This is a genomic window from Roseomonas sp. 18066 (genome assembly GCF_902706185.1).
GTDB lineage: Bacteria > Pseudomonadota > Alphaproteobacteria > Acetobacterales > Acetobacteraceae > Pseudoroseomonas.
In genome coordinates this window covers 20,932-47,121 of the sequence record NZ_CACSJM010000029.1, presented here as the reverse complement: position 1 = coordinate 47,121, position 26,190 = coordinate 20,932, and the positions used below count along the sequence as shown (strand labels likewise).

Annotated in this window: 25 protein-coding genes; 5 read left to right on the top strand and 20 right to left on the bottom strand. The window is 70.4% G+C overall.

What is annotated here, in order from left to right; translation table 11 throughout:
- Positions 1–93: 93 nt before the first annotated feature.
- Positions 94–1,008 carry a sulfite exporter TauE/SafE family protein gene (locus GVN67_RS08505; protein WP_159994777.1) on the bottom strand — a complete coding sequence of 305 codons (915 nt, stop codon included), beginning with the start codon at positions 1,006–1,008 and terminating at the stop codon, positions 94–96.
- Between the two features lie 225 nt (positions 1,009–1,233).
- Here GVN67_RS08505 and GVN67_RS08500 point away from each other — a divergent pair, with 225 nt between their 5' ends.
- A complete protein-coding gene (locus GVN67_RS08500; protein ID WP_159994775.1) occupies positions 1,234–2,823 on the top strand; it encodes a bifunctional UDP-sugar hydrolase/5'-nucleotidase in 1,590 nt (529 codons plus the stop codon).
- Between the two features lie 20 nt (positions 2,824–2,843).
- Here the strand turns inward: GVN67_RS08500 and GVN67_RS08495 are convergent, their stop codons facing one another.
- Together GVN67_RS08495 and GVN67_RS08490 are read right to left on the bottom strand one after the other, a co-directional pair.
- Entirely contained in the window at positions 2,844–3,977 is a 1,134-nt protein-coding gene (locus GVN67_RS08495) for a Fic family protein (protein ID WP_159994773.1), read from the bottom strand.
- Between the two features lie 158 nt (positions 3,978–4,135).
- A complete protein-coding gene (locus GVN67_RS08490; RefSeq protein ID WP_159994771.1) occupies positions 4,136–4,402 on the bottom strand; it encodes a hypothetical protein in 267 nt (88 codons plus the stop codon).
- Positions 4,403–4,745: 343 nt separating this feature from the next.
- On the opposite strand from GVN67_RS08490, the gene GVN67_RS08485 reads away from it, so the two are divergent.
- The 3 genes from GVN67_RS08485 to GVN67_RS08475 are packed head-to-tail and all read left to right on the top strand — an operon-like array spanning position 4,746 to position 6,872.
- Complete coding sequence (locus GVN67_RS08485; protein ID WP_159994769.1) at positions 4,746–5,504, top strand: amino acid ABC transporter ATP-binding protein; 759 nt, start codon at positions 4,746–4,748, stop codon at positions 5,502–5,504.
- A 10-nt stretch (positions 5,505–5,514) separates the two neighbouring features.
- Positions 5,515–6,195: an amino acid ABC transporter permease gene (locus tag GVN67_RS08480; RefSeq protein ID WP_159994767.1), complete on the top strand. Its 681-nt coding sequence runs from the start codon at positions 5,515–5,517 to the stop codon at positions 6,193–6,195.
- A gap of 5 nt (positions 6,196–6,200) precedes the next feature.
- Positions 6,201–6,872, top strand: coding sequence for an amino acid ABC transporter permease (locus GVN67_RS08475; protein ID WP_159994765.1), 672 nt, complete (start codon positions 6,201–6,203; stop codon positions 6,870–6,872).
- A 6-nt stretch (positions 6,873–6,878) separates the two neighbouring features.
- On the opposite strand, the gene GVN67_RS08470 is transcribed toward GVN67_RS08475, so the two are convergent.
- The 7 genes from GVN67_RS08470 to GVN67_RS08440 form a co-directional block, all read right to left on the bottom strand.
- The gene (locus GVN67_RS08470) at positions 6,879–7,451 is read right to left on the bottom strand and encodes a YceI family protein (protein ID WP_159994763.1); all 573 of its coding nucleotides are present in this window, start codon (positions 7,449–7,451) and stop codon (positions 6,879–6,881) included.
- Between the two features lie 41 nt (positions 7,452–7,492).
- A complete protein-coding gene (locus GVN67_RS08465) occupies positions 7,493–8,128 on the bottom strand; it encodes an acetyltransferase (RefSeq protein WP_235035181.1) in 636 nt (211 codons plus the stop codon).
- Between the two features lie 2 nt (positions 8,129–8,130).
- Positions 8,131–10,017, bottom strand: a complete 1,887-nt coding sequence (locus tag GVN67_RS08460; protein ID WP_159994761.1) for a potassium transporter Kup — start codon at positions 10,015–10,017, stop codon at positions 8,131–8,133.
- Between the two features lie 171 nt (positions 10,018–10,188).
- Entirely contained in the window at positions 10,189–10,971 is a 783-nt protein-coding gene (locus GVN67_RS08455; protein WP_159994783.1) for an amino acid ABC transporter ATP-binding protein, read from the bottom strand.
- A gap of 76 nt (positions 10,972–11,047) precedes the next feature.
- Positions 11,048–12,202 (bottom strand): amino acid ABC transporter permease, encoded by a 1,155-nt coding sequence (locus GVN67_RS08450; RefSeq protein WP_159994759.1) that lies wholly within the window; start codon positions 12,200–12,202, stop codon positions 11,048–11,050.
- Positions 12,203–12,205: 3 nt separating this feature from the next.
- Positions 12,206–13,408, bottom strand: coding sequence for an amino acid ABC transporter permease (locus GVN67_RS08445; RefSeq protein ID WP_159994757.1), 1,203 nt, complete (start codon positions 13,406–13,408; stop codon positions 12,206–12,208).
- A 155-nt stretch (positions 13,409–13,563) separates the two neighbouring features.
- Entirely contained in the window at positions 13,564–14,601 is a 1,038-nt protein-coding gene (locus tag GVN67_RS08440) for an amino acid ABC transporter substrate-binding protein (RefSeq protein ID WP_200845172.1), read from the bottom strand.
- Between the two features lie 345 nt (positions 14,602–14,946).
- On the opposite strand from GVN67_RS08440, the gene GVN67_RS08435 reads away from it, so the two are divergent.
- Positions 14,947–15,879: an ornithine cyclodeaminase family protein gene (locus GVN67_RS08435; protein WP_159994753.1), complete on the top strand. Its 933-nt coding sequence runs from the start codon at positions 14,947–14,949 to the stop codon at positions 15,877–15,879.
- Positions 15,880–15,953: 74 nt separating this feature from the next.
- Here the strand turns inward: GVN67_RS08435 and rpsO are convergent, their stop codons facing one another.
- From rpsO to GVN67_RS08385, 10 genes are all read right to left on the bottom strand, one after another.
- Positions 15,954–16,223: a 30S ribosomal protein S15 gene (gene rpsO, locus GVN67_RS08430; protein ID WP_159994751.1), complete on the bottom strand. Its 270-nt coding sequence runs from the start codon at positions 16,221–16,223 to the stop codon at positions 15,954–15,956.
- 13 nt (positions 16,224–16,236) lie between these two features.
- The gene (gene truB / locus GVN67_RS08425; protein ID WP_159994749.1) at positions 16,237–17,226 is read right to left on the bottom strand and encodes a tRNA pseudouridine(55) synthase TruB; all 990 of its coding nucleotides are present in this window, start codon (positions 17,224–17,226) and stop codon (positions 16,237–16,239) included.
- A 77-nt stretch (positions 17,227–17,303) separates the two neighbouring features.
- Positions 17,304–17,657 (bottom strand): acyl-CoA thioesterase, encoded by a 354-nt coding sequence (locus GVN67_RS08420; RefSeq protein WP_159994781.1) that lies wholly within the window; start codon positions 17,655–17,657, stop codon positions 17,304–17,306.
- A gap of 71 nt (positions 17,658–17,728) precedes the next feature.
- Positions 17,729–18,187, bottom strand: a complete 459-nt coding sequence (rbfA, locus tag GVN67_RS08415; RefSeq protein ID WP_159994747.1) for a 30S ribosome-binding factor RbfA — start codon at positions 18,185–18,187, stop codon at positions 17,729–17,731.
- A gap of 98 nt (positions 18,188–18,285) precedes the next feature.
- On the bottom strand, positions 18,286–21,105 hold the full coding sequence (gene infB, locus GVN67_RS08410; protein ID WP_159994745.1) for a translation initiation factor IF-2: 2,820 nt from the start codon (positions 21,103–21,105) through the stop codon (positions 18,286–18,288).
- Between the two features lie 60 nt (positions 21,106–21,165).
- On the bottom strand, positions 21,166–21,915 hold the full coding sequence (locus GVN67_RS08405; protein WP_235035179.1) for an RNA-binding protein: 750 nt from the start codon (positions 21,913–21,915) through the stop codon (positions 21,166–21,168).
- A 191-nt stretch (positions 21,916–22,106) separates the two neighbouring features.
- Positions 22,107–23,831, bottom strand: a complete 1,725-nt coding sequence (gene nusA / locus GVN67_RS08400) for a transcription termination factor NusA (protein ID WP_159994743.1) — start codon at positions 23,829–23,831, stop codon at positions 22,107–22,109.
- 5 nt (positions 23,832–23,836) lie between these two features.
- Complete coding sequence (gene rimP, locus GVN67_RS08395; RefSeq protein ID WP_159994741.1) at positions 23,837–24,424, bottom strand: ribosome maturation factor RimP; 588 nt, start codon at positions 24,422–24,424, stop codon at positions 23,837–23,839.
- A 131-nt stretch (positions 24,425–24,555) separates the two neighbouring features.
- Positions 24,556–25,053, bottom strand: coding sequence for a hypothetical protein (locus GVN67_RS08390; RefSeq protein ID WP_159994739.1), 498 nt, complete (start codon positions 25,051–25,053; stop codon positions 24,556–24,558).
- 362 nt (positions 25,054–25,415) lie between these two features.
- On the bottom strand, positions 25,416–26,108 hold the full coding sequence (locus GVN67_RS08385; RefSeq protein ID WP_235035177.1) for a tRNA (guanosine(46)-N(7))-methyltransferase TrmB: 693 nt from the start codon (positions 26,106–26,108) through the stop codon (positions 25,416–25,418).
- Positions 26,109–26,190 lie beyond the last annotated feature (82 nt).

Here is a 26,190-nt window from a genome sequence, read left to right as displayed (position 1 = left end):
GGGCAGGCGTGGGCGCGGGCGCGGGCACAGGCGTCTGGGCGGCGGCCGGCAAGGCCAGCGCCAGGAAGACCGCCAGGAAGGCGCCCCGCAGCGTCATTGCGGGATCGGCCCGACGGCGAAAAGGTTGTCGGGCGTCGCCACCAGCCCCCAGAACAGGCTGGCTGCCACGCCCAGCACCAGCAGGCCGAGCAGGGCGCGGGTTTCCTCGCCGCGCAGCTTGGTGCCCATGGCCGCGCCGAACTGCGCCCCGGCGACGCCACCCACCAGGAGGAGAAGCGTCAGGACGATGTCGACGCTGCCGGTGGAGACGGCCTGCAGCAGGGTCACGTTGGCGGCGACGAAGACCACCTGGAACAGCGAGGTGCCGATGACCACCGCGGTGGGCATGCCCAGCAGGTAGATCATGGCCGGCACCAGCATGAAGCCGCCGCCGACGCCCATCACCGCCGAGAGCACGCCGATGCCGAAGCCCACCAGCAGCGGCGGGATCACCGAGATATAGAGGCGCGACTTGCGGAAGCGCAGCTTGAAGGGCAGGCCGTGCATCCAGAGATGCGCGTGCAGCCGGGCAGGCGCCGTCTGCCGCCGTCGCCGCAGGATGGCGCGGACGCTTTCGCGCACCATCAGCGCGCCGACGCTGCCCAGGATGACGACGTAAAAGATCGAGACCGCGAGATCGACCTGCCCCTGCCGCCGGAGCCAGGCGAAGAGCTGCACGCCGAGGCCGGAGCCGATGAAGCCGCCGGCCAGCAGCACCATGCCCATGCGCGGATCGACATTGCCCCGTCGCCACTGGGCGATCAGCCCGGAGACCGAGGCGCCCAGCGTCTGGTTCGCCCCCGAGGCGACGGCCACCGGCGCCGGGATGCCGATCAGGATCAGCAGCGGAGTTAACAAGAAGCCGCCGCCGACGCCGAACAGGCCGGAGAGCCATCCCACGCCGAAGCCGATGCCGAGCAGCAGCAGGGCATCCACGGACATTTCGGCGATCGGCAGATAGACCTGCATCGCGTCTCCACCAGGCCTGGTAGCCAAATTGGGCCGCCCCCGGCACCTGCGCACCGGGGGTTGCGTGATCGCATGGGGCGAATCCCCCTCCGCCGGCACCCGGGTCGAGGGGCCGGTGGAAGATGTCGCCGTGACACCGCATAGGGGACATTCCGATTGCGGCAAGTCTTGGGCTAAAGCTTGCGGCGGGTCGGGGTTCCCGGCGTTTTTTCGGATTTTTTCGCCATGGCGCTGCGCCGACACTTCCTGCTGGCTGCCACGCTCACGCTACCGGCGCTGCGCCGCGCCGCCGCCGAGCCGGTGGCGCGGCTGGGCCTGCTGCATCTGAACGATTTCCACGCCAAGCATGACGGGCTGCAGGCCGGCGGCGCCGCCTGCCGCGACGGCGCGCCTTGCCTGGGCGGCAGCGCCCGGCTGGCAAGCGCGCTGGACCTGCTGGAGGCCGAGGCCGCCGCCGCCCGCCGCCCGGTGCTGCGGCTCGACGCCGGCGACCAGTTCACCGGCAGCCTGTTCCACACCGCCCATCACGGCGCCGCCGAGGCCGCCGTGCAGCGCGCCACCGGCACCCAGGCCATGGCGCTGGGCAACCATGAATTCGACGGCGGCCCGGCGCGGCTGGCGGCTTATGCCGGGATGGTGCCCTTCCCGCTGCTGTCGGCCAACCTCGACGCCAGCGCCGAGCCGCTGCTGGCCGGGCTGGTGCGCGGCCATGCCGTCTTCACCCTGGGCAGCGTCCGCATCGGCGTGATCGGCCTGACCACCGAGACCACGCCCGAGGCCTCCAGCCCCGGCCCGACGCTGCGCTTCACCGAGGCCGCCGCCGCCGCCGAGCGCTCGATCGCCGCGATCCGCGCCGAGGGGCCGGCGGTGATCCTGCTGCTGTCGCATCTGGGCCTGGCCGCCGACCGGGCGCTGGCGGCGCGGCTGCCGGGGGTGGATGTCATCGTCGGCGGCCATTCGCACACGCTGCTGGCCGACCTGCCCGGCGCCCAGGGGCCGTCGCCCACCCTGATCGAGGGGCCGGACCGGCTGGTCCGCATCGTCCAGGCCGGCGCCTTCGGCCGCTGGGCCGGGCGGCTGGACCTGGAGCTCGGCGCCGATGGCCGCGTGCTGGGGCATGGCGGCCGGGTGCTGCCGGTGACGCCGGAGCTGCCCGAGGCGCCGCGCGTCGCCGCCATCGTCGAGAATTATCGCCTGCCGCTGGCGGCCTTGCGCGCCCAGGCGGTGGGCCGCGCGGCCGAGGCGCTGTCCAATGCCGGCTGCCGGGTGGCGGAATGCCGCCTGGGCAGCCTGGTGGCCGAGGCGATGCTGGCCGCTGCCCCCGGCGCCGAGATCGCGCTGACCAATGCCGGGGGCCTGCGCGCCGGGCTGCCGGCCGGCGCCATCTCACTGGGCGAGGTGCTGGAGGTGCTGCCCTTCGGCAACACCCTGGCGCGGCTGACGCTGCGCGGCGGCGACCTGCGCGCGGCGCTGGAAATCGGCCTGTCGCGCGTCGAGCAGGGCGGCGGCGGCTTTCCCCAGGTGGCCGGGCTGCGCCTGCGCTTCGACCCGGCGGCGCCGGCCGGGCAGCGGCTGCGCGAGGTGCTGGTGGCGGAGAATGGCGGCTTCCACCCGCTGGACGACGCCCGGGCCTATCGCCTGGTGACCAACGACTTCAACCGCCGCGGCGGCGACGGCTACGCCCCGTTCCGCGACGCGGCGCTCGAGGCCTATGACAACGGCGCCCCGCTGGAGGAGGTCGTTGCCGTGTATCTGGCCGCCGACGGCGCGGCGCGGACCGTGCTGGACGGGCGGATCGCCCGGGTGGCGCGCTAGCCGCCGCCCGTCCGCCCAGGCTAAAGCTTGAGCAGATCCAGCAGGGGATCGAAGGCATAGAGCGCCGCCCGGCGCCCGGCCGCGGGCTCGATGGTGCGCAGCAGGCCGACCTCCACCAGGCGGCGCGACAAGGCGCGGGCTGACGAGGCCGGGATGCGGGATCGCTCCACGAAGCGATCATTCCGGAAGACCGGGCTCGCGAAGACGAAATCGAGCGCCTGGTCATGGAATTGCGAGCTCAGCGCCTCGCGGAACCGCTCCCGCATCTCGCCGTGGAGGGCGAAGATCTTGTCTGCCGTCGTGATGTTGAGCGTGGCCTGGGAATGCATGGCGGTCAGGAAGAAGACGACCCATCCCGTCCAATCGCCATCGGCGGAAACCGCCCGCATCTTCTCGATGTATTCGCTCTTATGCTCTTCGAAGTAGCCTGAGACGAAGAAATGCGGCTGGCTGATGATCCCCAGCTTCCATAGCATCAAGGTGATAAGCATGCGGCCAATGCGGCCATTGCCATCCTCGAAGGGGTGCAGGGCTTCGAATTCGACATGCGCCAGGGCGGTGCGCAGGAGCGGGCGCATTCTGTTTTCGTTGATGAAGCGGACCAGGTCGTCCATGGCCGGCGCCAGATGCTCCGGCGCGATGGGCACGTAGTGGATCTTGGCGCGCCGGTCGTCGCCGATATAGTTTTGCTCGGTCTTATAGGTCCCCGGGCGCTTGCGGGCGCCCCGCCCCACGAAGAGAAGCTGCTGGTGGGCCGTCCGGATGAGGTGCTCGCTGAGCGGCGCCCCCTCGGCCAGGGCCTGCTGGGCGTTGCGCAGCGCGCGCGAGTACAGGAAGGTCTCGATGTCGTCATTCCGCGCCTCCCGATACGGATCCGGGGCGCCGGCATCTTCTTCCGCCTCGAGGCGATAGACTTCCTCGATGGTGGAGATCGTCCCCTCCATCCGCGACGAGCTGACGGCATCCTGGCGACGCAGCGGGGCGAGAAAGAGCTCGCTGTTCACCATGCTCGACATCTTGGCGTCGTAGCGCGCCAGGGAGGTCGCGGCGTCGTCCAGCGGCCCCAGCAGCGCCTCGTAGTCCAGGGCGGCGGGGGGGAAGGCGCCCGTGTGATAATGGACTGCCTCGGACAAGTCGTCGGCTTTGATGGTCATTCTGCCGGGTTTTCTGTCATCAACCTGAATAGGCGCCAAGCTAGTGACAGCAAACTCTATTGACAACAGAATGTGGGCAGTTTCTGTCATCAATCTGGGTTGGCGCCAAGGTGCTGGCAGCAAGCCTGCCTGTCGTCACCCTTGAAGCCGTTGCCGCGCTAGCCGCCGCCCGTCTTCAGCGCCTGCAGCAGCGCCGCCACCGCGTCCTCGGCGCTGCCGCCGCCGGCGATGCCGTCCAGCGCCGCATCCGACAGCGGCCCGCTGCGCGGCGCGGGGGGCGGCAGCGGCAGGCCGGCGGCGCGCAGCAGCGCCAGCGCGGTCGCCGTGTCCGGGGCGTCGCGCATCCGCGCCTGCAGCACCGGGTCGCGGCGCAGCGCCTCGGCCAGGGCGCGCATCAGCGGGTCGGCGGCGGGTTCGGGATGCATCTGCCTCTCCTTTCGGCAGGGCGTGGCCGGGATGGCCCCGCCCGGATGCCCCTCGGTGGTCGAGGTGGTCAGGCGCCACGGGCGGGGCCGCCATCGCAGCACCGCAAGCCTAGCCGTGCCCGGCGGCGGTCGCCCTGGCATTCTGTCCCGAATTTTTGCCGATCTGCCTCATTCGTGGCGGTCAGCCGCCAGGGGCGCGCATCCCTGTGCCGCTGGGTGGAAATTCATGTCGTTTTTGTGCCGGATAATGGCACGTCGTTTGCTCATGCTGCAGAGATCGGCTTCTCGGCTGGCCCCGACTCGCCTAAGAGCCTTCCCTTCCCTCCGTGCCCGAGGATCCGCCATGCCTGTCTCCGCCGATGCCCCGCGCCCGATCGTCGACGCGCGCGGCTTGTGGAAGCGCTTCGGCGCGCTGACCGTGCTGAAGGGCGTCGATCTCAGCGTCGCCGAGCGGGAGCTGGTCTTCATTATCGGCCCCTCGGGCTCCGGCAAGTCGACCCTGCTGCGCTGCCTGAACCGGCTGGAGGAGCCCGATGACGGCTCGATCCATGTCGACGGCATCGAGCTGCTGAGCCCGAAGACCGACATCAACGCCGCCCGCCGCCGCATCGGCATGGTGTTCCAGAGCTTCAACCTCTACCCGCACATGACCGCCCGGCAGAATGTGATGCTGGCGCTGCGCAAGGTGCTGGGGAAGGGCCGCGACGAGGCCGACGCCATCGCCGCCGCGGCGCTGGCCCGGGTCGGCCTCGGCGACCGGATGGACCACCACCCGGCGCAGCTCTCCGGTGGCCAGCAGCAGCGGGTGGCCATCGCGCGGGCCATCGCGCTGGAGCCGCGGGTGATGCTGTTCGACGAGCCGACCAGCGCGCTGGACCCGGAGCTGGTGGGCGGCGTGCTGGCCGTCATGCGCGAGCTGCGCGAGAGCGGCATGACCATGGTCGTGGTCAGCCACGAGATGGCCTTCGCCCGCGCCGCCGCCGACCGCGTGGTCTTCATGGCCGATGGCCAGAAGCTGGAGGAAGGCCCGCCGGCGCAGATCTTCGGCGACCCGCAGCATGAGCGGACCCGGGCCTTCATCCGCCAGATCGACCGGCACTGAGCCCCCGCTTATGTCCGGCCTCGACAACTTCCTGTTCTCCTTCTTCAACCTCAAGGTCATGGCGACCTACCTGCCGCTGGTGGCGCAGGGCCTGGCCCTGACCGTGCTGCTGGCGCTGCTGGTCGTCGTCGCGGGCCTGGCCTCCGGCCTGGCGCTGGCGGTGCTGCGCAGCCTGGCGATCCGGCCGCTGAACTGGCTGATCATCTTCACGGTCGACGTGTTCCGCGCCCTGCCGCCGCTGGTCATCATCGTGCTGCTGTTCTTCGGCCTGCCGACGCTAGGCATCGGCCTGTCCGGCTTCGCCGCCACCTGGCTGTCGCTGACCCTGGTGCTGATGGCCTTCTCCGAGGAGATCTACTGGGCCGGCATCACCGCGGTGCCGAAGGGGCAGTGGGAGGCGGCGCGCTCCACGGGCCTGTCCTTCCTGGCGACGCTGCGCCTGGTGGTGCTGCCGCAGGCGCTGCGCATCACCATCCCGCCGCTGACCAACCGCACCATCGCCATCACCAAGGGCACGGCGCTGGGCTCGGTCGTCGGCGTCGCCGAGATCCTGGGCGCCTCGCAGAGCGCCATGTCCTTCTCGGCCAATCCTTCGGCGCTGACGCTCGGCGCCATCGCCTATCTGGTGCTCTTCATCCCGGTCGTCGCCCTCGGCCGCTGGATCGAGACGCGCTTCGCCTGGAAGCGGTGACCGCCATGGACGATTTCTTGACGGCTTTCCTCAATGTGGACATCGTCCGGGAAGCTTGGCCGATCCTCTGGCAGGGCTTCCTGTACACCCTGGCGCTGTCCGCCATCACGGTGCCGCTGGGCATGCTGGGCGGGGTGATCCTGGCGCTGCTCTCCACCGCCGGCCCGCGCGGCATCCGCTGGGCGGCGGCGGCCTGGACCGACCTGTTCCGCGCCATCCCGCCGCTGGTGCTGCTGGTCTTCCTCTATGCCGGCCTGCCCTTCGCCGGGCTGGATGTCGGCGCCTGGGGGGCGGTCGCCATCGGCTTCTTCCTCAACACCGGCGCCTATTACGGCGAGGTGCTGCGCGCCGGCATCGGCAGCGTCCCCCGCGGCCAGGTCGAGGCCGCCCGCTGCACCGGCCTCAGCCAGCCGCAGGCGCTGGCCTATGTCGTCCTGCCGCAGGCGGTGCGCAACGTGCTGCCCGACCTGGTCAGCAACACGCTGGAAGTGGTCAAGCTTACTTCGATCGCCAGCGTCGTCGCCCTGCCGGAGCTGCTGTTCCAGGCCCGCCAGGCGCAGAACGCCACCTACAACGCGACGCCCATCGTCGCCGCGGCGATCGCCTACTTCCTGCTGCTCTGGCCGCTGGTGCGGCTGATCTCGCGCCTCGAGAACAAGGCGATGGCGGGGCGCTGAGGCCGGTCAGCCGGGCGGGGCCGCGACCCGCAGGCTGAGCGACAGCCGCACCGCGTCGCCCAGCAGCGCGCGGTCGGCCATCATGCCATAGGCGCTGCGCGACAGCCGGCTGGCGGCCTCCAGGCCGAGGCTGTCGCCGGCTTCCCCCCGCCGCCGGTCGCCGAGCCGCAGATCGACCGCCAGCGGCCGCATTTGGCCGCGCATCTCCAGCAGCCCCTCCAGCGACAGCCGGTCCGCCGCCACCCGCCGCGCCGACTGGCTGGTGAAGCGCGCCCGCGGGAATTGCGCGGTGTCGAAGAAGTCGGGGCCGCGCAGCCGCGCGGTGTGGTCGGCATCCGCCATCCGGGCCGAGGCCATGTCCATCTCCACCGTCAGCCGCGTCCGCTCCGGCGCGGCCCAGGGGCCGGCCCAGGGGTCGGCCCAGGAATGGGTCAGATCGAGCAGCAGCTCGCCCTGGAAGCGCTCGAAGCGGCCGGGAATGTCGAACAGGCCGAAGACGGCCACGGCGAAGCCCAGCTGCGCCTGGGCCGGGCCGAAGCCGTAGCGGACCGGCGCCGCCTGGGCGCGCCGCGTCAGCATGGCCGGGAGAAGACCCGCGAGCAGCGGGCGGCGCGACAGTCTCACAAGGGGCGGGCGGGCACGCCGCCAACGTCCTGGCCGGGCGCGACATCGGCCAGCACGGCGGCGCCCAGCCCGACGGTGGCGCCGTCGCCGATGCGAACCCCGGGCTTCACCCCGGCCAGGATGCCGACCAGCACCTCGGCGCCGAGCGTCACGCCGCCGCCCAGCACCGATCCCGGCGCCAGGTGGCAGCCAGGGCCGAGGACAGAATCATGCTCGGCGATGCTGCCGGTGTTGAGGATGGCGAAGGCGCCGATCTCGGCCCCGGCGCCGACCACGGCACGCGGCAGCAGGGCGCTGCCCGGGCCGATCCGGGCGCTGCCGGCGACCACGGCAGAAGGGTGGCGCAGCACCGGCAGGTCATAGCCGATGGCCAGCAGCCGCTCGCCCAGCTGCCGCCGCAGCGCGTTGCGGCCCAGCGCCACATGGGCGCTGGCGAAGGAACCCTGGGAGAAAAGCTCGGCGGCCCGGGCGACCGGGCCCAGCCAGGGCACCGGCGCCATCCCGCGGCAGAGCAGCCCGGGGCAGCCGGCCGCATCGTCCAGCACGCCGGCCGGCGGCGGCAGGCCGGCATCGCGCAGCAGCTCCAGCAGGGCGCGGCCATGGCCGCCGGCGCCGATCAGCAGGAAGCCCACGATCAGATGGCGACCCGGACGCCGAGCTCGACCACGCGGTCGCTCGGGATGCGGAAGAACTCGGTCGCCGGCATGGAATTGCGGCTGAGCACCGAGAACAGCCATTGCCGCCAGGCCGGCATCTTCGGCACCGCGGCGGCCACCAGCGTCTCGCGGCCGAGGAAGTAGCTGGCCTGCATGCTCTCGAACTCGACGCCGTATTCGCGCAAGGCTTCCAGCTCGCGCGGGATGTTCGGGCTCTCCTGGAAGCCGTAGCGCAGGATGACCCGGTGGATGCCCGGCGCCAGCTCGGAGACCTCGCGGCGCTGCTGCGCCTGGGGGATGTCCTCGTTCTCGACGGTGACGAACAGCACCCGCTCGTGCAGCACCTTGTTGTGCTTCAGGTTGTGCAGCAGGGCGGCGGGGACATAGTCGGCCTGGCCGGTCATGAAGACGGCGATGCCCGGCACCCGGATGGTGCGCGACTGCGGCAGCCGCGCCAGGAAGGATTTCAGCGGCAGGCTGTCCTGGCGGAAGCGAGCGAAGAGCAGCTCGCGCCCGCGGCGCCAGGTCAGCATCAGCGCGAACATGCCGGCGCCCAGCAGCAGCGGCACCCAGCCGCCATCCGGCACCTTCAGCACGTTGGAGATGAAGAAGCTGGCATCGAGCAGCAGCATCGGCACCACGACCAGGGCGACGCCCGCCCGCGGCCAGCCGAATTGCCGGCGGAACACCAGGCCCGCCAGGCAGGTGGTGCAGAGGAAGGTGCCGGTCACCGCGATACCATAGGCCGCGGCCAGGCTGTCCGAATCATGGAAGGACAGCACCAGCACCAGCACGCCGGCCAGCAGCATCAGGTTGATCTGCGGCATGTAGATCTGCCCCTCCTCGGTCTCCGAGGTATGGGTGACCACCAGCCGCGGCAGGAAGCCGAGCTGCACGCATTGCCGCGCGATCGAGAAGGCGCCGGAGATCATGGCCTGGCTGGCGATGATGGTGGCGCAGGTGGCCAGCACCACCAGCGGCAGCCGGAACCAGTCCGGCGCCAGCAGGTAGAAGGGGTTCTCCAGCGCCGTCCGGTCGGTCAGCAGCAGCGCGCCCTGGCCGAAATAGTTCAGCGTCAGCGCCGGCAGCACCGCCCAGAGCCAGACCAGCTTGATCGGCCGTGCGCCGAAATGGCCCATATCGGCGTAGAGCGCCTCCGCCCCCGTCACCGCCAGCACCACCGAGCCCAGCGCGATGAAGGCCGCCAGGTGGTATTCCAGGCAGAAGGCGATGGCGTAGTGCGGCGACAGCGCCAGCAGCACATGCGGCTGCTGCACGATCTCGACCAGCCCGAGCACGCCCAGGCTGAGGAACCACAGCGCGGTGACCGGGCCGAAGATCCGGCCGATGGTGTGGGTGCCCTTGTACTGCACCAGGAACAGCGCGACGAGCACCACCACCGAGACCGGGATGACCGCGGTGGTGAAGGCGGGCGAGATGATCTTCAGCCCCTCCACCGCCGAGAGCACCGAGATGGCGGGCGTGATGATGCCGTCGCCGAAGAACAGCGCGGCGCCGGCGATGCCGATCATCATGACGGCAGCCTTGCCGCGCTCGCCGCGCGCCACCCGCATGGCCAGCGCCATCAGCGCCAGGATGCCGCCCTCGCCGCGGTTGTCGGCGCGCAGCACCAGCAGCACGTATTTCACCGTGACCACCAGGACCAGCGACCAGAAGATCAGGCTGAGGACGCCCAGGATCTCCCAGTCCTCCAGCCCGTCGGCAGCGAAATGCAGCAGCGAGGCACGCAGCGCATAAAGCGGGCTGGTGCCGATATCGCCATAGACGACGCCGAGGACGCCCAGCAGCAAGGCCGGGCTGAGCTGGCGGTGAGCCGGGGATTGATTGTCTGGTGACACTGCCATGCCGCGTTGATGCCGGCGACAAGGAGTAGGCTGGAGGGATGGCGCGGTGCAAGGGGCTGGCCTGCGACGGGGGGCGAGAAGCCGGCCAGGCTGGCGCTTGCGCGGCCGCCGCCGGCTGTCGCCCATGAAAAAAGGGGCCTTGCGGCCCCCTTTTCCGGCTTCGCCCGGGCTTCAGTGCCCGCGCAGGATCTGGCTGAGGAAGGTTTTCAGCCGGTCGGTCTTCGGGTCGTTGAAGATCTGCTCCGGGATGCCGGATTCGACGATCTCGCCGCGGTCCATGAAGACCACGCGGTCGGCGACCTGGCGGGCGAAGCCCATCTCATGGGTGACGCAGATCATGGTCATGCCGGTATCGGCCAGCATCACCATGGTATCCAGCACCTCCTTGATCATCTCCGGATCGAGCGCCGAGGTCGGCTCGTCGAACAGCATGATCTTGGGCTTCATGCACAGCGCCCGGGCGATGGCCACGCGCTGCTGCTGGCCGCCCGACAGCTGGCCCGGATACTTCTTCGCCTGCTCCGGGATCTTGACGCGGGACAGGTAGTCCATCGCCAGCGCCTCGGCCTCCTTCTTCGGCATCCGGCGGACCCAGATGGGCGCCAGGGTGCAGTTCTCCAGGATGGTCAAATGCGGGAACAGGTTGAAGCTCTGGAACACCATGCCGACCTCGCGCCGGATGGCGTCGAGCGAGCGGGTGTCCTCGGTCAGCTCCATGCCGTCGACGACGATGCGGCCTTCCTGGTGCTGCTCCAGCCGGTTGATGCAGCGGATCATGGTCGACTTGCCGGAGCCTGAGGGGCCGCAGACCACGACCCGCTCGCCGGTGGCGATGTTCAGGTTGATGTCGCGCAGCACATGCAGCGCGCCATACCACTTGTTGACCTTCTCCAGCAGGATCGCCGGTGGCGCATCGGCGCGGACGGCCGAGGCGATGTGCGGGACGTCTTCCATGGTGACGCTCATGCTGCTTGCGATCCCTGGTTCTTGGTGGAGCGGTGGTTCTGGACGTCGGTGGCGGGGGCCATGCTCAGCGCACCCGGTGGCGGTTCAGTTCCGCCTCGAGGTTCTGGCTGTAGCGCGACATGGCGAAGCAGAAGACGAAGTAGATGGCGCCGACGGTGACGTAGATCTCGATGCCGAAGCCCTGCCAGGCCGGCTCGACGATCGCCGTCTTGCCGGCGGTCAGCAGGTCGAAGATGCCGATGATCAGCACCAGCGAGGTGTCCTTGAAGAAGCCGATGAAGGTGTTCACCAGCGGCGGGATCACCAGGCGCAGCGCCTGCGGCATGATGATGAAGCCGGTCTTCTGCCAGTAGGACAGGCCCAGCGCCTCGGCCGCCTCGTACTGCCCGCGCGGCAGCGCCTGCAGGCCGGCGCGCACCACCTCGGCCAGATAGGCGGCGGCGAAGAGGATGATGGCGATCTGCGCCCGCAGCAGCTTGTCGATGTTGATGCCTTCCGGGAGGAAGAGCGGGAACATCACGCTGGCCATGAACAGCAGGGAGATCAGCGGCACGCCGCGGATCAGCTCGACATAGACGACGCAGAGCATCTTGATCGCCGGCATCTTCGACCGCCGGCCCAGCGCCACCAGGATCGACAGCGGGAAGGCGAAGGCGATGCCGAAGGTCGACAGGATCAGGGTGATGACCAGCCCGCCCCAGCGCTCCTGCGGCACATAGGGCATGCCGAGCATGCCGCCCCACATCAGGATGCCGATCACCGTCAGGGTCGCCAGCCAGACGAGGGCCAGCGCCGGCCGCCAGAAGCGGCGCATGGCGGAGACGATGTAGAGGCCGATGAACAGCAGGCAGACCAGCGCCGGGCGCCAGTGCTGCTCATAGGGATAGGTGCCGAACAGGATGAAGCGGTGCTTCTCGGTCACCACGGCCCAGCAGGCGCCGGTGCCGGCCAGCGCGCGGCAGGCCTGGGTCTGCGCGCCCTGCGGCGTCACGGGGACCGACCAGATCGCCTTGATGAAGGCCCAGTCGACGAAGCCGATGGTCCAGCGGACCAGCAGGTAGCCCAGCGCCAGGGTGACGGCGGTGGAGATCCAGGAGGAGAACAGGTTGGCGCGGGCCCAGGCCAGCGGCCCGACCTCCAGCAAGGGCGGTCGGCGCGGGGCGAGCGCGGCGTCGGCGACGGGGCGCGGGGCGGAGGCTTCGGCGGCGATGTCGGCCATGGCTCAGCGCTCCACCAAGGCGATGTGGGAATTGTACCAGTTCATGAACAGGCTGATCGACAGGCTGATCGACAGGTAGACCGCCATGATGATGGCGATGCCCTCGATCGCCTGGCCGGTCTGGTTCAGCGTGGTGTTCGAGATCGAGACGATGTCCTGGTAGCCGATGGCCACCGCCAGCGAGGAGTTCTTGGTCAGGTTCAGGTACTGGCTGGTCATCGGCGGCACGATCACGCGCAGCGCCTGCGGCAGCACGATCTTGCGCATGATCAGCCCGCGCGACAGGCCCAGCGCCTCGGCGGCCTCCCACTGGCCCTTGGCGACCGCCAGGATGCCGGCGCGAACGATCTCGGCGATGAAGGCGGCGGTGTACATCACCAGGCCGACCAGCAGCGCGAAATACTCCGGCGTCACCGTCACGCCGCCCTGGAAGTTGAAGCCGCGCAGCGCCGGGATGTCGCCGGTCCAGGGGGCGCCCAGCCCGGCCCAGATCAGCACCGGCAGGCCGAGGATCAGCCCCAGCGCCGCCGGCCAGACCCGCCGCGGCTGGCCGTCCTCCATCTGCTTGGCGCGCGCCGAGCGGGCGTAGAGCACCGTCATGACAAGGCCGAGCACCATGCCGAGCAGGGCGAAGCTGTGCGCGTCCTGCCACTGCACCCAGGGCAGCTTCAGCCCGCGGTTGGACAGGAACACCCCGTCCATCGGGTTCATCGCCTGGCGCGGCCCGGGCAGTCCCTGCAGGATGGCGTACCAGAACAGCAGCTGCAGCAGCAGCGGCAGGTCGCGCACCACCTCGACATAGACCGCGGCGATGCGCGCCAGCAGCCAGTTCTTCGACAGCCGGGCGATGCCGACCAGCGTGCCGATCAGCGTCGCCAGGATGACGCCGATCACCGCGATCTTCAGGGTGTTCAGCACGCCGACCATCAGCGCCCGCGCATAGGTGTCGGTCGGCGAATAGGAGATCACGCTCTCCGCCACCGGCAGCCCGGCCTCGCGCGAGAGGAAGCCGAAGCCGGTCGCGATGCGCCGCACCTCGAGATTGTGCTGCGTGTTGCTGACCAGCCAGCTGATGATGCCGATCACCACCCCCAGCACCAGCACTTGCCAGACGATGGCGCGCAGTCGCTCATCGGCCCAGGAGAGGCGGATCCCCTTCTTTGGCGGCGTGCGAAGCAGCCGTGGATCGGCAGCGGTGTCGGACATGCGTAAAGCCCCGTTGTTGCGTCTTTGTCCGATGGTCGGACGGTCGGGTCCCGGGCCGGTCTCTGGGGACCGGTTAAGGGGCGGCCGTGGCAGGGGCGGCCCGGGGAGTCGCATCCCCGGGCCGCCCCCGCGCGCCTACAAGCCTTGCCCCGTCCTTAGCGGAAGGGGAAGGAATACTGCAGCCCGCCGTTGGTCCACTGGGCGTTCGGGCCGCGCTGGATGCCGAGCGGCTTCAGGTGCCGCTCGAAAATCTCGCCGTAATTGCCGGTGGCCTTGATCACCCGCACCGCCCAGAGGTTGTCGACGCCCAGCATGGCGCCCAGGCCCCCGGTCTTGCCCAGCATGCGCTGCACCTCGGGGCGCTGGTCGTCGGCCGCGGCCTTGTCGACATTGGCGGTGGTGATGCCGAATTCCTCGGCCGCCAGCATCAGGTTGTGGGTCCAGCGCACCAGGTCGGCCCAGCGCTGGTCACCATGCCGCACGGCCGGGCCCAGCGGCTCCTTGCTGATCACTTCCGGCAGGATCACATGGTCGTCCGGCTTCGGCTGCGCCGAGCGGGTCGAGGCCAGGCCCGAGATGTCGGTCGTGTAGGCGTCGCAGCGGCCTGCCACGTAGGCGGAGACCAGCTCCTCCATCCGCTCGATGATCACCGGCGTGAACTTGACGTTGTTCGCCCGCGCCCAGTCGGTCAGGTTCTGCTCGGTCGTGGTGCCGGGCTGCACGCAGACGGTGGCGCCGTCCAGCTCCTTGGCCGACTTCACGCCCAGGCTGGCCTTCACCATGAAGCCCTGGCCGTCATAGAAATTGATCGCCGGGAAATCGAGGCCGAGCGAGGTGTCGCGCGACAGCGTCGCCGTCGTGTTGCGCGGCAGCACGTCGATCTCGCCCGACTGCAGCGCGGTGAAGCGGTTCTGCGCCGTGGTCGGCACGTAGCGGACCTTGCTGGCGTCGTTGAACAGCGCGACCGCCAGGGCGCGGCAATATTCCACGTCGAAGCCGCGCCAGACGCCCTGGCTGTCGGGCTGCGCGAAGCCGGCCAGGCCGGTGTTCACGCCGCAGCTGAGCGTGCCGCGCGCCTTGATGGCGTCGAAGGTGGCCGCTGCCGCGGGCGCAGGCTGCTGCGCGAAGGCGGGCAGGGCCATGGCGCCGACCATGACTGCCGCGCCGAGCGCGCGAAGGGTGGCTAGCCGCATGGGCTTCATTAAGTACTCTCCCAATCCATGTAACGGCCGGCGGTTGGTCCCACCGGCTCCTCCCACAGACCCCAGCCATATGCTGCGCTAGGGTCAGGGTCCGGATCAACGCGCTTGCGCACGGCGATGCGACCCCCTTTGCCCGTTAGCCTTGTGGGAGGCGTGACGCAATCGTGACGCACGATCTTCCCTTTTGGACAGGGAAACGGCATCGCTGGACTAGCAAGTTCGGTGCCAGAAAAAGGCACAACCCTGACCACCCCGCGATGCCGGCCGGGCAGGCTTCCCTCCGGCCCGTGCCACCCTGGGATAACCGTCCCCACCACCCTGGAGTTCGCCCGCCCGATGCGCCTGATGGACCGCGCCGAGACCGCCGCCCGCCTGCCCTGGCCCGCCCTGATCGAGGCCCTGGCCACCATCTTCCGCGAGGGCTGCGCGGCCCCGCTGCGCCACCGCCATTCCCTGCCGCAGAAAGAGGCAAAGGAAGGCTCGCTCCTGCTGATGCCGGCCTGGCAGGCGCATCGCTACACCGGCGTGAAGATCGTCCATGTCACGCCGGCCAATGCCAACACGCCAGGGTTGCAGGCGGTGAACTCGGTCTACCTGCTGTCGCATGGGGAAAACGGCCAGCCGCTGGCCATCCTCGACGGCAGCACGGTGACCGACCGGCGCACCGCCGCGGCCAGCGTGCTCGCAGCCGGCTACCTGGCGCGGCCTGACAGCGAACGGCTTCTGCTGCTCGGCAGCGGCAAGGTCGCCCATGCCCTGGCCGAGGCCTACGCCACCCGATTCCCGTTGAAAGAGATCCGCATCTGGTCGCGCCGCGCCGAGAGCGCGCGCAAGCTCGCCAACCGGCTGCGCGACGAAGGCCTGCCCGCATCCGTCGCCGACAGCGCCCATCCGGGCGGCTTCGACATCGTCTCGGCGGCGACGCTGGCGACCGAGCCGCTGCTCTTCGGCGCCGATCTCTCGCCCGGCACGCATGTGGATCTGGTCGGCGCCTTCCGCCCCGACATGCGCGAAAGCGACGGCGCGCTGGTCGCGAGCTGCAGCCTGTTCCCCGACACGCGGGTCGGCGGGCTGGCGGAGGCGGGGGATATCGTCCAGGCCATCGGCGAAGGCGCCATCGACGAGAACCACATCGTGGCGGATCTCTTCGACCTGTGCCGCGGCACGCATCCGGGGCGCATCTCGAACGACGAGAAGACGCTGTTCAAGTCGGTGGGCTGGGCGGGGGAGGATCTCGCGGCGGCGGTGCTCGCTTACGAGACGCCTTAAACAAAAAAGGCCGGGGGAAAGAATTCCCCCGGACCCCCATCTTCTTTCTGTCTAATGCGCCGAGGCGCAGCAGATCAGCGGCGCAGGCCGAGGCGCTCGATCAGGCTCTGGTAGCGAGCCTGGTTCTTGCGCTTCACATAGTCCAGCAGGCCACGGCGCTGGCCAACCAGCACCAGCAGGCCACGCCGGCTGTGGAAATCCTTCGGGTGCGTCTTCAGGTGACCCGTCAGCGACGAAATGCGGTCGGACAGCAGCGCGACCTGCACTTCCGGGCTGCCCGTGTCGCCCGGCTTCGTGGCGTACTCGGCGATGATCTTCGCGCGAGCCTCAAGATTGATCGACATCGGCTTCAGCCTTTCAGTCTGTCTCGCCATCCGGCAGCGCCTGGACAGCGACGAGGGTGTTGTCGCCCGGGCTGAGCCACCGCTCCGGCCGCACGCGGCCAGACTCAAGGCGAACCAGTCCCTTCAGGCGCTCCCCCGCCATTGCCCGCACAAGACCCCCATCGGGGCTGGCGTCGCCGGGTATCCGGCCCATGAAGTCGACCATCGAAATGGTCTGCCCATGGGACAGGCGTGCGGCCTCTGCTTCGGTGAGGGCCAGTGCCGGGATGTCGGCCAGCGCGGTCGTCACAGGAAGCAGAAGGTCCGGGGAAGGAGGCGGCGTATCCTCCATTCCCACCAGCTTGTCCAGCGGAATCGCGGCTTCCTCGAGGAAAGGCCCGACCCGCATCCGCCGCAGCGTCGCGATATGCCCGACAGCCCCCGCCGCCCGCGCGATGTCCCGGGCAAGCGAGCGCATATAGACGCCCTTGCCCGACTGCACGGTGAAGATGGCGGTGTCGGCATCGGGCCGCGACTCGAGCTCGAACTTGTCGACGCGGGCCGGCCGCGCCGCCATCTCCGGGATCTGCCCGTCGCGCGCCAGGTCATAGGCGCGCTCGCCATTGATCTTGATCGCCGAGAAGATCGGCGGCACCTGCATGATGTCGCCGATGAAGGCCGGCAGCGCCGCGCGCAGCTGCTCGTCCGTCGGCCGGACGTCGCTGGTCTCGATGACGCGGCCTTCGGCGTCGTCGGTGTCGCGCAGTTCGCCGAAGCGCAGCGTGAAGCGATAGGTCTTGGTCCCGTCCATGACATAGGGGACCATCTTCGTCGCCGCCCCGAAGGCGATCGGCAGCACGCCGGTGGCCAGCGGGTCCAGCGTCCCGCCATGCCCGACCTTCTGCGCCTGGAAGGCCCGCTTCAGCTTGTTGACCACGTCGGTCGAGCCGATGCCGGAAGGCTTGTCGACGATCAGCCAGCCATCCAGCGGGAGGCCACGCGGCTTGCGGTTGGGGCGTGCCATGTTCTGTCTCAACGCTCTTGGGCCGCGGTCAGGCGGCCGGCAGGAAAAGGGAAGGGGTCGTGTTAGGCCGCCCGGTTTCAGGCCGACGGCAGCGGCCGCGACCGGCCGGTCGCGTCCAGCGCGACGAAGGTGAAGACCGCCTCGGTCACCCGGTTGGTGTGCTCGCCCTCGCGCTCGCGGCGCCAGGCCTGCACCCGGATCCGCAGCGAGCTGCGCCCGGTCGACAGGATCTGCGCATAGAGGCTGACCTCGTCGCCGACCCGGACGGGGGACAGGAAGGTGATCGCCTCGACGGCGACGGTGGCGCAGCGGCCGCGGGCGCGGCGCGCCGCGGCATTGCCGGCCGCCAGATCCATCTGCGCCATCAGCCAGCCGCCGAAGATGTCGCCGGCCGGGTTGGTGTCGGCCGGCATGGCGATGGTGCGGATCATCGGCGGCTCGGCCGGCGGCGCCTCGGGCAGGTTCGGGTCGGCCTCGGTCGCGGCGGCCTGGTCGGCGCGGCTCACGCCTCGTCCTCCTCCGGCGGCAGGTCGCGCGGCGCGGGCATCGGCGCGCCCGGCTTGTCGGCGCGCGGCGGCAGGTCCTGCGCCACTTCCGGCCGGCGCATCACCGCGTCGATCTTCATCGCGTATTCCAGCGCCGTGTCGGGCTGGAAATGCAGCTCCGGCGCGAAGCGCAGCCGCACCGCGCGGGCCACCTGCGTCCGCAGATAGGGCTGCAACCGGCGCAGCCCGGCCAGCTCCTCCTTGGTCGTGGCGCGGCCGAGGGCGGAGACGAAGCAGGTCATGTGCCGCAGGTCGGGCGAGGACCGCACCTCGGTCACCGTGACATGGCGGCTGTCGAGGTCAGGGTCGTGCAGCTCGCCGCGCAGGAAGACGGCGGACAGCGCATGGCGCACCTCCTCCGCGACGCGGAGCATGCGCTGGCTGGGGGCGCCGGCGGTGGCAGGTTTCTTGGCCATGGGTATCTCTTGCACAAACAGGATGGGGGGGACACGGGTCCCCCCCAGCGCTGGCCGGGCGGCGGCAGGGGCCGCCGCCCGGGACTGGCGTCACGAAATCAGACGGCCGCGACCGTCTCGGTCTCGTAGCACTCGATCTGGTCGCCCACCTTGATGGCGTCGTAGTTGTGGAAGCTCATGCCACACTCGTAGCCATTGGTGACTTCCTTGACGTCGTCCTTGAAGCGGCGGAGCGTCGCCAGCTCGCCCTGGTGGATGACCACGCCGTCGCGCAGCAGGCGGACGCCGCAGCCGCGCCGGACCACGCCCTCGGTGATGCGGCAGCCCGCGATGTTGCCCAGGCGCTTGACTTCGAAGACCTCGAGGATCTGCGCATAGCCCAGGAACTTCTCGCGCTGGATCGGCGCCAGCTTGCCACGGACCATCGCCTCGATGTCGTCCGACACCTCGTAGATGATCGAGTAGTAGCGGATGTCGACCCCGTCGCGCTGCGCCATCTCGCGTGCCTGGCCGGTGGCCCGCACGTTGAAGGCGACGACCACGGCGTTGGACGCCTTGGCCAGCTGGATGTCGCTCTCGGTGATCTGGCCGACGGCGGAGTGCAGCACCCGCACCTTGACCTCGTCCCGCGACAGCTTGTTCAGGGTCACGCCGAGCGCCTCGGCCGAACCCTGGACGTCCGCCTTCACGACGACGGCGACTTCCTTCTGCACGCCGGCGGCGATGCGCGCCATCATGTCGGACAGCGTGCCGCGGGCAGCACCCGCCGCCGCCGCCTGCTTGTCGCGATTGCGGCGCTGGCGGTACTCGGAAATCTCCCGCGCGCGGCTCTCATCCTCGACGAAGGACAGCGGCTCGCCGGCGGTCGGCACCCCGGACAGGCCCAGGATCTCGACCGGCATGCTCGGGCCGGCTTCCTTCAGCTGGCGGCCCTTGTCGTCCAGCATGGCGCGGACGCGGCCCCATTCGGCGCCGGCCACCACCATGTCGCCCTGGCGCAGCGTGCCCTTCTGGACCAGCACCGTGGCGACCGGGCCGCGGCCCTTGTCCAGCTTGCTCTCGATGACGGTGCCTTCGGCGCCGCGCTCGGGATTGGCCTTGAGGTCGAGCACCTCGGCCTGCAGCAGGATCGCTTCCAGCAGCTTGTCGAGATGCAGCGCCTTGGTCGCCGAGACCTGGATCTCCATCGTGTCGCCGCCGAGGCTTTCCACCACGATCTCGTGCTGCAGCAGCTCCTGCCGCACGCGGTCGAGGTTGACGCCCTGCTTGTCGATCTTGTTGACCGCCACGATCAGCGGCACGTTCGCCGCCTTCGCGTGGTGGATCGCCTCGATCGTCTGCGGCATGACGCCGTCATCGGCCGCCACCACCAGCACCACCATGTCGGTGACGCTGGCGCCGCGGGCCCGCATCGCCGTGAAGGCGGCGTGGCCCGGGGTGTCGATGAAGGTGACCTTCTGGCCGCCCGCCACCGTCACCTGATAGGCGCCGATATGCTGGGTGATGCCACCGGCCTCGCGGCCGGCGACGTCGGTCTTGCGCAGCGCGTCCAGCAGGCTGGTCTTGCCGTGGTCGACATGGCCCATGATGGTCACGACCGGCGGCCGCGCGATCATGTCGCCATCGGCATCGACCAGGCCGTCCAGGCCCTGCTCGACATCCGATTCGGAGACGCGCTTCACGCGGTGGCCGAACTCGTTCACCACCAGCTCGGCGGTGTCCGCGTCGATCGACTGCGTCAGCGTCGCCATCACGCCCATGCGGAACAGCGCCTTCACCACCTCGCCGCCACGGGCGGCCATGCGGTTGGCCAGCTCCTGGACGGTGATCAGCTCGGGCACCACCACGTCGCGGACGACCTTGACGCCATCCGAACGCAGGCGCTGCAGCTCCTGCTGCCGGCGCTCACGCTCACGGGCGCGGCGGACCGAGGCCATGGAACGGCTGCGCTCGTCCTCGCCCTCGATCGCGGCGGCCACGTCGATGCGGCCGTCACGGCGACGGTCGGCGCCGACGGGCGGCTTCTTCGCCGGCGGGGCGATCGGCTTCTTGGCAGCCGCGGCCGGCAGGCCGGGGCGGCGCGCCGGGCCACGGCGGTCGTCTTCCTCACCTTCGCGGCCACGCAGCGTCAGCCGCGCGCCGGGGGCGCCGGCGGGTGCTGCGGCGGCAGGCGCGGCACCAGGGCCGGCCGGACGGCGCGGACCCGGGCCGGCGGCGGCACCGCCGGGACCGGCGGCCGGACGCGGGCCGGTCTGGCGTACCGGCGCCATGCCGACCTGGCGCAGGCCGATGCCGGGCGTCGCCGGGCGCGGCGCCGCGGCGGGCGCAGCCGATGCGGCGGCGGCAGCCTGCGGCACGCTGCGGCGCGCGCCTTCGTCAGCCTTGCGGCGAACCTCGTCCTCGGCCTTCTGACGGGCCTCGGCGACGGCGCGCTCGGCATCCTCCTCGGCGCGGCGGCGGTCTTCCTCGACCTTCCGCGCGGCTTCCTCGGCGGCGCTGCGCACCATCAGGGCCTGACGCTCGCGCTCCTCGCGCTGGCGCTGGGCCTCCATCCGGCGGTGCTCTTCCAGCACGCGCAGGCGGGTCGCCTGCTCGGCCGAATTCAGCGGCCGGCCGGCCGGCTGGCCACCGCCGCCGCCACCGCTGCCACGATTGGCAGGGCCGGTCGCGCTGCGCTGCGGCCCACCGGCCGGGCGCGGGCCGGCGGCGGCCGCAGGGCCGCCAGCAGGCTTGGCGCCGGGTGCCGGAGGGGCACCCGCGCGCTTCTTCACCACTTCAACCTGCACGGTCTTGCCGCGGCCGTGGCTGAAAGACTGGCGCACCGTGCCAGCAGCCTCGGTCTTGCCGAGCTCGAGGCGGCCGCCGGGCCGAAGGCTCAGCCTGCTCTTCGCCGCGTCCTGTTCATTCTGGTCGCTCATTCGTTCGCCTGAACCCGATCCGTCTTGTGCCATCAATCCTATCGCGAGCCGTTGCCGGGCTCACGTCCCCGCTCCGCTCGCGATACCGGAGACAGCGGCCAGACGGCCCGCCTCCTGCACCAACATGTCGGCAATCCGTCCGGGGGCTATCGCTACGTGCACTGCATGATCCCTTCCGAATACCGCGCCCAATTCCTTCGCCGTCAGCACCGCCACCATCGGGGTACCACGACGCCCGGCCAGCCTGTCGCGCTCGGACAGGCTGCCATCGCTCGCCTCAACCAGCAGACCTGCTCGCTTGGCTTGCAGCCATTCGCGCACCTGCTGGAAACCGCTCACCGCCTGACCTGCCCGGCGTGCCAGGCCCACCTGGTCGCGAATGCGACCTTTGAGGCCAGTCTCGATCCGGGCGCGGAGGTCTGGGGGCAATTGCACCTGGCCGCGGGCCGCCCTGTGAAAGGCGCCCCGGCTCAGCGCGCGTTCTAGCACATCGGCCCGCGCGCTCAACCACATTCCCCGGCCGGGCAGCCGCCCGCTCAGGTCGGGCACCAGCTGCCGGTCGGGACCCAGCACGAAGCGCAGCATCGCCTCCTTCGGCAGGCTCTCCCGCGTCACGATGCAACGCCGCATCGGGCCCTTCGGCTCCTTGTCCGGCTCGCCTTCGGTGCCCGCAGCCTCGGGTGTGCCATCAGCCTCGGGCGCGCCATCCTCCAGGCAGCCCTCGTCGCCGGCGGCGGTGGCCTGCCCCGGCTGGTCCGGCGTCTGGTCGATAGGCTCCGGGACCGGGGTCCCGTCCGTCAGCTGCTGCATCGCTCCGCTTTCACCGACAAGGCGGCCGGGTCGCTGCCCGGGGCCTGTCTCTTGATGTCCGGACCCCTGCAATGACGAAACCCTGCCGGGCAGGCCCGGCAGAGCAGATCGTCACGGCGGATCATCCGTTCCGCGCCGCACCTTTCTGGCGCGGCCGCTGGCCGGCCCCGCCTTGCGGCAGGGCCGTGCCGTCAGGGGGCCTGGCGCGGCGTGGTGTCGTCGCCTTCGGCCTCGCCCTCGACCGCATCTTCGGCCGTCTCGTCGTCGACGGCCTCGTCCTCGGCCGCCGCATCCTCGACCGCCGCTTCTTCGACCGCCGAGTCGTCCTCGGCCGCAGCCTCGTCCACCGTCTCGTCGACGGCGTCATCCCCGGCCGGCGCCGCCGCCTTGGCGGCCGCGCCTTCCTCGCCCTCGAACCAATGCTCGCGGGCGGCCATGATGATGGCGTTGGCCGTGTCCTCGTCCACCGCCTCGGTGCCGAGGATCTCGATCAGCTCGTCGGCGGCCAGGTCGCCCAGGTCGTCGAGCGTCTTCACGCCCTTCTCGCCCAGCGTCACCAGCATGGCGGGGCTGAAGCCACCGGCCTCGGCCACCGCATCCTCGACGCCCAGCGCCTGGCGCTTCTCGTCGAGCTCCTGGTCGCGACGGTCCAGGAAGGCCTGGGCCCGGCGCTTCAGCTCGGCCGCGACATTCTCGTCGAAGCCCTCGATGCCGGCCAGGTCGTCATCCTCGACCTCGATCAGCTCCTCGACGGTGCTGAAATCCTCGCTGACCAGCAGGCCGGCGATGACGTCATCCACGTCCAGCGCCTCGACGAACAGGCCGGTGCGCTTGCGGAACTCTTCCTGGCGACGCTCGGAAGCCTCGGCCTCGGTCAGGATGTCGATGTCCCAGCGGGTCAGCTGGGAGGCGAGGCGGACATTCTGGCCGCGGCGCCCGATCGCCAGCGACAGCTGGTCATCGGGGACCACGACTTCAACCCGCTTGCTGTCGTCGTCCATCACCACCTTGGACACCTCGGCCGGGGCCAGGGCGTTCACCACGAAGGTGGGGTTGTCGGAAGACCAGGGGATGATGTCGATCTTCTCGCCCTGCAGCTCGGCAACGACGGCCTGGACGCGGCTGCCGCGCATGCCGACGCAGGCGCCGACCGGGTCGATGCTGGAGTCGCGGCTGATCACGGCCATCTTGGCGCGGCTGCCGGGATCACGGGCGACGGCCTTAATTTCAATAATGCCGTCGTAAATCTCAGGAACTTCCTGCGCGAACAGCTTGGCGAGGAAGCCGGGATGGGTGCGGCTGAGGAAGATCTGCGGGCCGCGGGGCTCTTCGCGCACGTCGTAGATATAGGCGCGGACCCGGTCGCCATTGCGGAACGCCTCGCGCGGGATGGTCTCGTCGCGGCGCAGCAGCGCCTCGGCGCGGCCCAGATCGACCATCAGGTTGCCGTACTCGGTGCGCTTGACGACACCGTTGATGATCTCGCCGACGCGGTCCTTGTACTCGTTGAACTGCTTCGAGCGCTCGACCTCGCGCACCCGCTGCACGATCACCTGCTTGGCGGTCTGGGCGGCGATGCGGCCGAAGTCGATCGGCGGCAGCGGGTCGACGATGAACTCGCCGACGGCGATGCCGGCGCGGATCTTCTGGGCGATGCGGACCGGGATCTGCGTCGCCTCGTTCTCGACCGGCTCGGCCTCGACCACCTCGGTCCAGCGCGACAGCTTCACCTCGCCGGTGCGGCGGTCGATGACGGCGCGGATGTCCTTCTCATGCCCGTACTTGGCGCGGCCGGCCTTCTGGATGGCCTGCTCCATCGCCTCGAGCACCTCGTCGCGCTCGATCATCTTCTCGCGCGCCACCGCCTCGGCGACCTGCAACAGCTCCGGGCGGGCAATGGCAACGTCTGCGGCCATGATGCTCAGTTCCTCTTGGCGTAGGGCGTGGCGTCATCCTCCGGGGCGTCGTCATCCGAGATGTCGTCCTCCCCGCCAGACTTCGCGGACGCCGCGGTCGCGGCGATCAATTCGTCGGTCAGCACCAGCTTGGCGCGGCGGATATCGGCGCGCGGCAGGGCGACCTCGGTGCCGTCCTCGAGCTTCAGCCGCGCGGTCTCGGCATCGGCGCCGAGCAGCACGCCACGGAAGCGGCGCCGGCCGTCGAAGGGGATCGACATCTCGGCGATGCCGACATGGCCGGCGAAGCGGTTCCAGTCCTTGATGCGGGTCAGCGGACGGTCGATCCCGGCCGACGACACCTCGAGGTGCCATTCGCCGGTGAAGGGGTCGTCCACGTCCAGCACGGCGCCGACGGCGTGGCTGATCGCCTCGCAATCGCCGACGCCGATCAGGCTGCCATCGGCCCGGTCGGCCATGATCTGCACGGTGGGAGTCTGCTTGCCCTGGATCTGGACACGCACGATCTCATAACCCATGCCCGCCAGCGTCGGCGCAATGGCGGCGGTGATGCGGGCCTCGAGGCCCTCGTTGAGTGGGAGATCGTCTTCCAAATACAAAAAAGGCGGCCCGTTAAGGCCACCCCCCTGGCTATGCAGCGAAGATGTGTTGTCGCCCCATATAGTCCGCCCCCGTGCCGAAGACAAGAAAAGCCGCGGGTTGCTGCGAAATCCCGCAGGACGGCTCAGTCGGGGGGCGCGGCTTCCGCCAGCCGGGCGAGATGCGTGACCCGGCAGCGGCCATGGCTGCGCGCCGTCAACATGGCGCCGGACAGGCGGTTGTCATGCACCTCGGCCAGGCCGAAGCCGTGCAGCCGCAGCAGCAGGAAATGCCCGGTGACACGGACCAGGTACAGGCCGGGCGGCAGGCCGCCGCGGCGCACCAGGCCCAGCAGCGTCGGGCGGGGCGCCACCAGCGGCAGCCGTTCCGCCCCGACGCCGAGCTCGGCCAGCGCCTGCACCACGTCGCGCCAATAGGCGGTGACGATGTCCCCCTCCGGGGCGTAGCGCTGGGGGGCGACGCCGCGCAGCAGGGCGCAGGCCATGGCGTAGCTGGTGCCGCCGGCCAGCGCGACCGCGGCCGGGCCGCACCAGGCCAGGCTGCCGCCACGCTCCGCCGCCAGCGCCTCGGCGCCACGGCGGCCCGCTTCCTGCGGCGGGAGAGGGCGGAAAGTTTCGACCATCGGCGCGCACGGTGTCGTGAGGTGGGCCCGGCGGTCAATGGGGATCTGCGCAGCGCAGCATGACATTTCTCGCCTGTGTCGCATGCATCACGCGCTGACTTGGCCGTTTGTCGTGCGCCCTCCGCATAACGGCACAGGTTCCGCTCGGCAGGATGTTGCGATAGCAACCTGTTTTCCGGGGGATGTCGCCGGCAAGCCATTTTATGTCGTGAGGCTGCCGGCGGGGGCAGGGCCTCCGTCTGGCGGCCGCCGCCGCCGGCCGCCGCGCCGGACCCCGAATCGGCCGGGGCCGGGCGAGTCGCCGCGGGCCCCTGGCCCGCAGCCCGCAGCTTGCAGCCCGCCGCTTGCAGCCTGCCGGGCGGCTATTTCCGCCGCCAGATCCAGTACATCGGGTGGCGGCCCTCGCGCAGCGCCTTGGCCTCGTAGCGGGTCGGCGGCCAGCCCTCGGGGCGGCTGTGGTCGAGGGAGACGCGCTCGAAGACGTCCTGCGCCGCCATCACCTCGGTGACCCAGGCCTGGTAGGTCGGGTCGTCGGTCGCGATGCGCCATTCGCCGCCCGGGCGGATGGCGCGGCCCAGCACGGCGATGATGCTGGGATGGACGAAGCGGCGCTTGGCATGGCGCAGCTTCGGCCAGGGGTCGGGGAACATCAGGAACATCCGCGACAGGCTGGCCTCGGGCAGGTCGCGCAGCAGGCGGCGGGCATCCTGGGTCCAGAGCCGCAGGTTCGGCGGCAGGGTCGAGCTGGCTTCCTCGCCTTCCGGCACGATGCGGGTCAGCAGCGAGCAGATGCCGTTCTCGAAGACCTCGGCCGCGATCAGCCCGGCCTGGGGATGCGCCTCGATCTGGGCGAGGGCATGCTCGCCGCCGCCGAAGCCGACCTCGAGCCAGAGCTCCTGCGGCCTGACAGGGAATCCCGCCAGCGGATCGGCGGGGTCGAAGCCCAGCCGCGGCACCGTCTGGTCGAGCAGCAGCTGCTGCCGCTGGCGCAGCGGGTGGCCGCGCCGGCGCCCATAGAGCCGGTCGGGAACGGGCGGATTGTTGGTGTCGGTCATGGGGGGCTGCTTCATGCCTCCCCATGATGGGGAGGGCCAGGGTGAAACCTGCAGGTTTCACCAGGTTCCTGGCGGGGAGAGC

What these genes read in the sequence shown, in the direction of transcription:
- GVN67_RS08505 (WP_159994777.1), bottom strand. Translation starts at nt 1,008, where the DNA reads ATGCAGGTCTATCTGCCGATCGCCGAAATGTCCGTGGATGCCCTGCTG.
- GVN67_RS08500 (WP_159994775.1), top strand. Translation starts at nt 1,234, where the DNA reads ATGGCGCTGCGCCGACACTTCCTGCTGGCTGCCACGCTCACGCTACCG.
- GVN67_RS08495 (WP_159994773.1), bottom strand. Translation starts at nt 3,977, where the DNA reads ATGACCATCAAAGCCGACGACTTGTCCGAGGCAGTCCATTATCACACG.
- GVN67_RS08490 (WP_159994771.1), bottom strand. Translation starts at nt 4,402, where the DNA reads ATGCATCCCGAACCCGCCGCCGACCCGCTGATGCGCGCCCTGGCCGAG.
- GVN67_RS08485 (WP_159994769.1), top strand. Translation starts at nt 4,746, where the DNA reads ATGCCTGTCTCCGCCGATGCCCCGCGCCCGATCGTCGACGCGCGCGGC.
- GVN67_RS08480 (WP_159994767.1), top strand. Translation starts at nt 5,515, where the DNA reads ATGTCCGGCCTCGACAACTTCCTGTTCTCCTTCTTCAACCTCAAGGTC.
- GVN67_RS08475 (WP_159994765.1), top strand. Translation starts at nt 6,201, where the DNA reads ATGGACGATTTCTTGACGGCTTTCCTCAATGTGGACATCGTCCGGGAA.
- GVN67_RS08470 (WP_159994763.1), bottom strand. Translation starts at nt 7,451, where the DNA reads ATGCTGACGCGGCGCGCCCAGGCGGCGCCGGTCCGCTACGGCTTCGGC.
- GVN67_RS08460 (WP_159994761.1), bottom strand. Translation starts at nt 10,017, where the DNA reads ATGGCAGTGTCACCAGACAATCAATCCCCGGCTCACCGCCAGCTCAGC.
- GVN67_RS08455 (WP_159994783.1), bottom strand. Translation starts at nt 10,971, where the DNA reads ATGGAAGACGTCCCGCACATCGCCTCGGCCGTCCGCGCCGATGCGCCA.
- GVN67_RS08450 (WP_159994759.1), bottom strand. Translation starts at nt 12,202, where the DNA reads ATGGCCGACATCGCCGCCGAAGCCTCCGCCCCGCGCCCCGTCGCCGAC.
- GVN67_RS08445 (WP_159994757.1), bottom strand. Translation starts at nt 13,408, where the DNA reads ATGTCCGACACCGCTGCCGATCCACGGCTGCTTCGCACGCCGCCAAAG.
- GVN67_RS08440 (WP_200845172.1), bottom strand. Translation starts at nt 14,601, where the DNA reads ATGCGGCTAGCCACCCTTCGCGCGCTCGGCGCGGCAGTCATGGTCGGC.
- GVN67_RS08435 (WP_159994753.1), top strand. Translation starts at nt 14,947, where the DNA reads ATGCGCCTGATGGACCGCGCCGAGACCGCCGCCCGCCTGCCCTGGCCC.
- rpsO (WP_159994751.1), bottom strand. Translation starts at nt 16,223, where the DNA reads ATGTCGATCAATCTTGAGGCTCGCGCGAAGATCATCGCCGAGTACGCC.
- truB (WP_159994749.1), bottom strand. Translation starts at nt 17,226, where the DNA reads ATGGCACGCCCCAACCGCAAGCCGCGTGGCCTCCCGCTGGATGGCTGG.
- GVN67_RS08420 (WP_159994781.1), bottom strand. Translation starts at nt 17,657, where the DNA reads ATGATCCGCACCATCGCCATGCCGGCCGACACCAACCCGGCCGGCGAC.
- rbfA (WP_159994747.1), bottom strand. Translation starts at nt 18,187, where the DNA reads ATGGCCAAGAAACCTGCCACCGCCGGCGCCCCCAGCCAGCGCATGCTC.
- infB (WP_159994745.1), bottom strand. Translation starts at nt 21,105, where the DNA reads ATGAGCGACCAGAATGAACAGGACGCGGCGAAGAGCAGGCTGAGCCTT.
- GVN67_RS08405 (WP_235035179.1), bottom strand. Translation starts at nt 21,915, where the DNA reads ATGCAGCAGCTGACGGACGGGACCCCGGTCCCGGAGCCTATCGACCAG.
- nusA (WP_159994743.1), bottom strand. Translation starts at nt 23,831, where the DNA reads ATGGCCGCAGACGTTGCCATTGCCCGCCCGGAGCTGTTGCAGGTCGCC.
- GVN67_RS08390 (WP_159994739.1), bottom strand. Translation starts at nt 25,053, where the DNA reads ATGGTCGAAACTTTCCGCCCTCTCCCGCCGCAGGAAGCGGGCCGCCGT.
- GVN67_RS08385 (WP_235035177.1), bottom strand. Translation starts at nt 26,108, where the DNA reads ATGACCGACACCAACAATCCGCCCGTTCCCGACCGGCTCTATGGGCGC.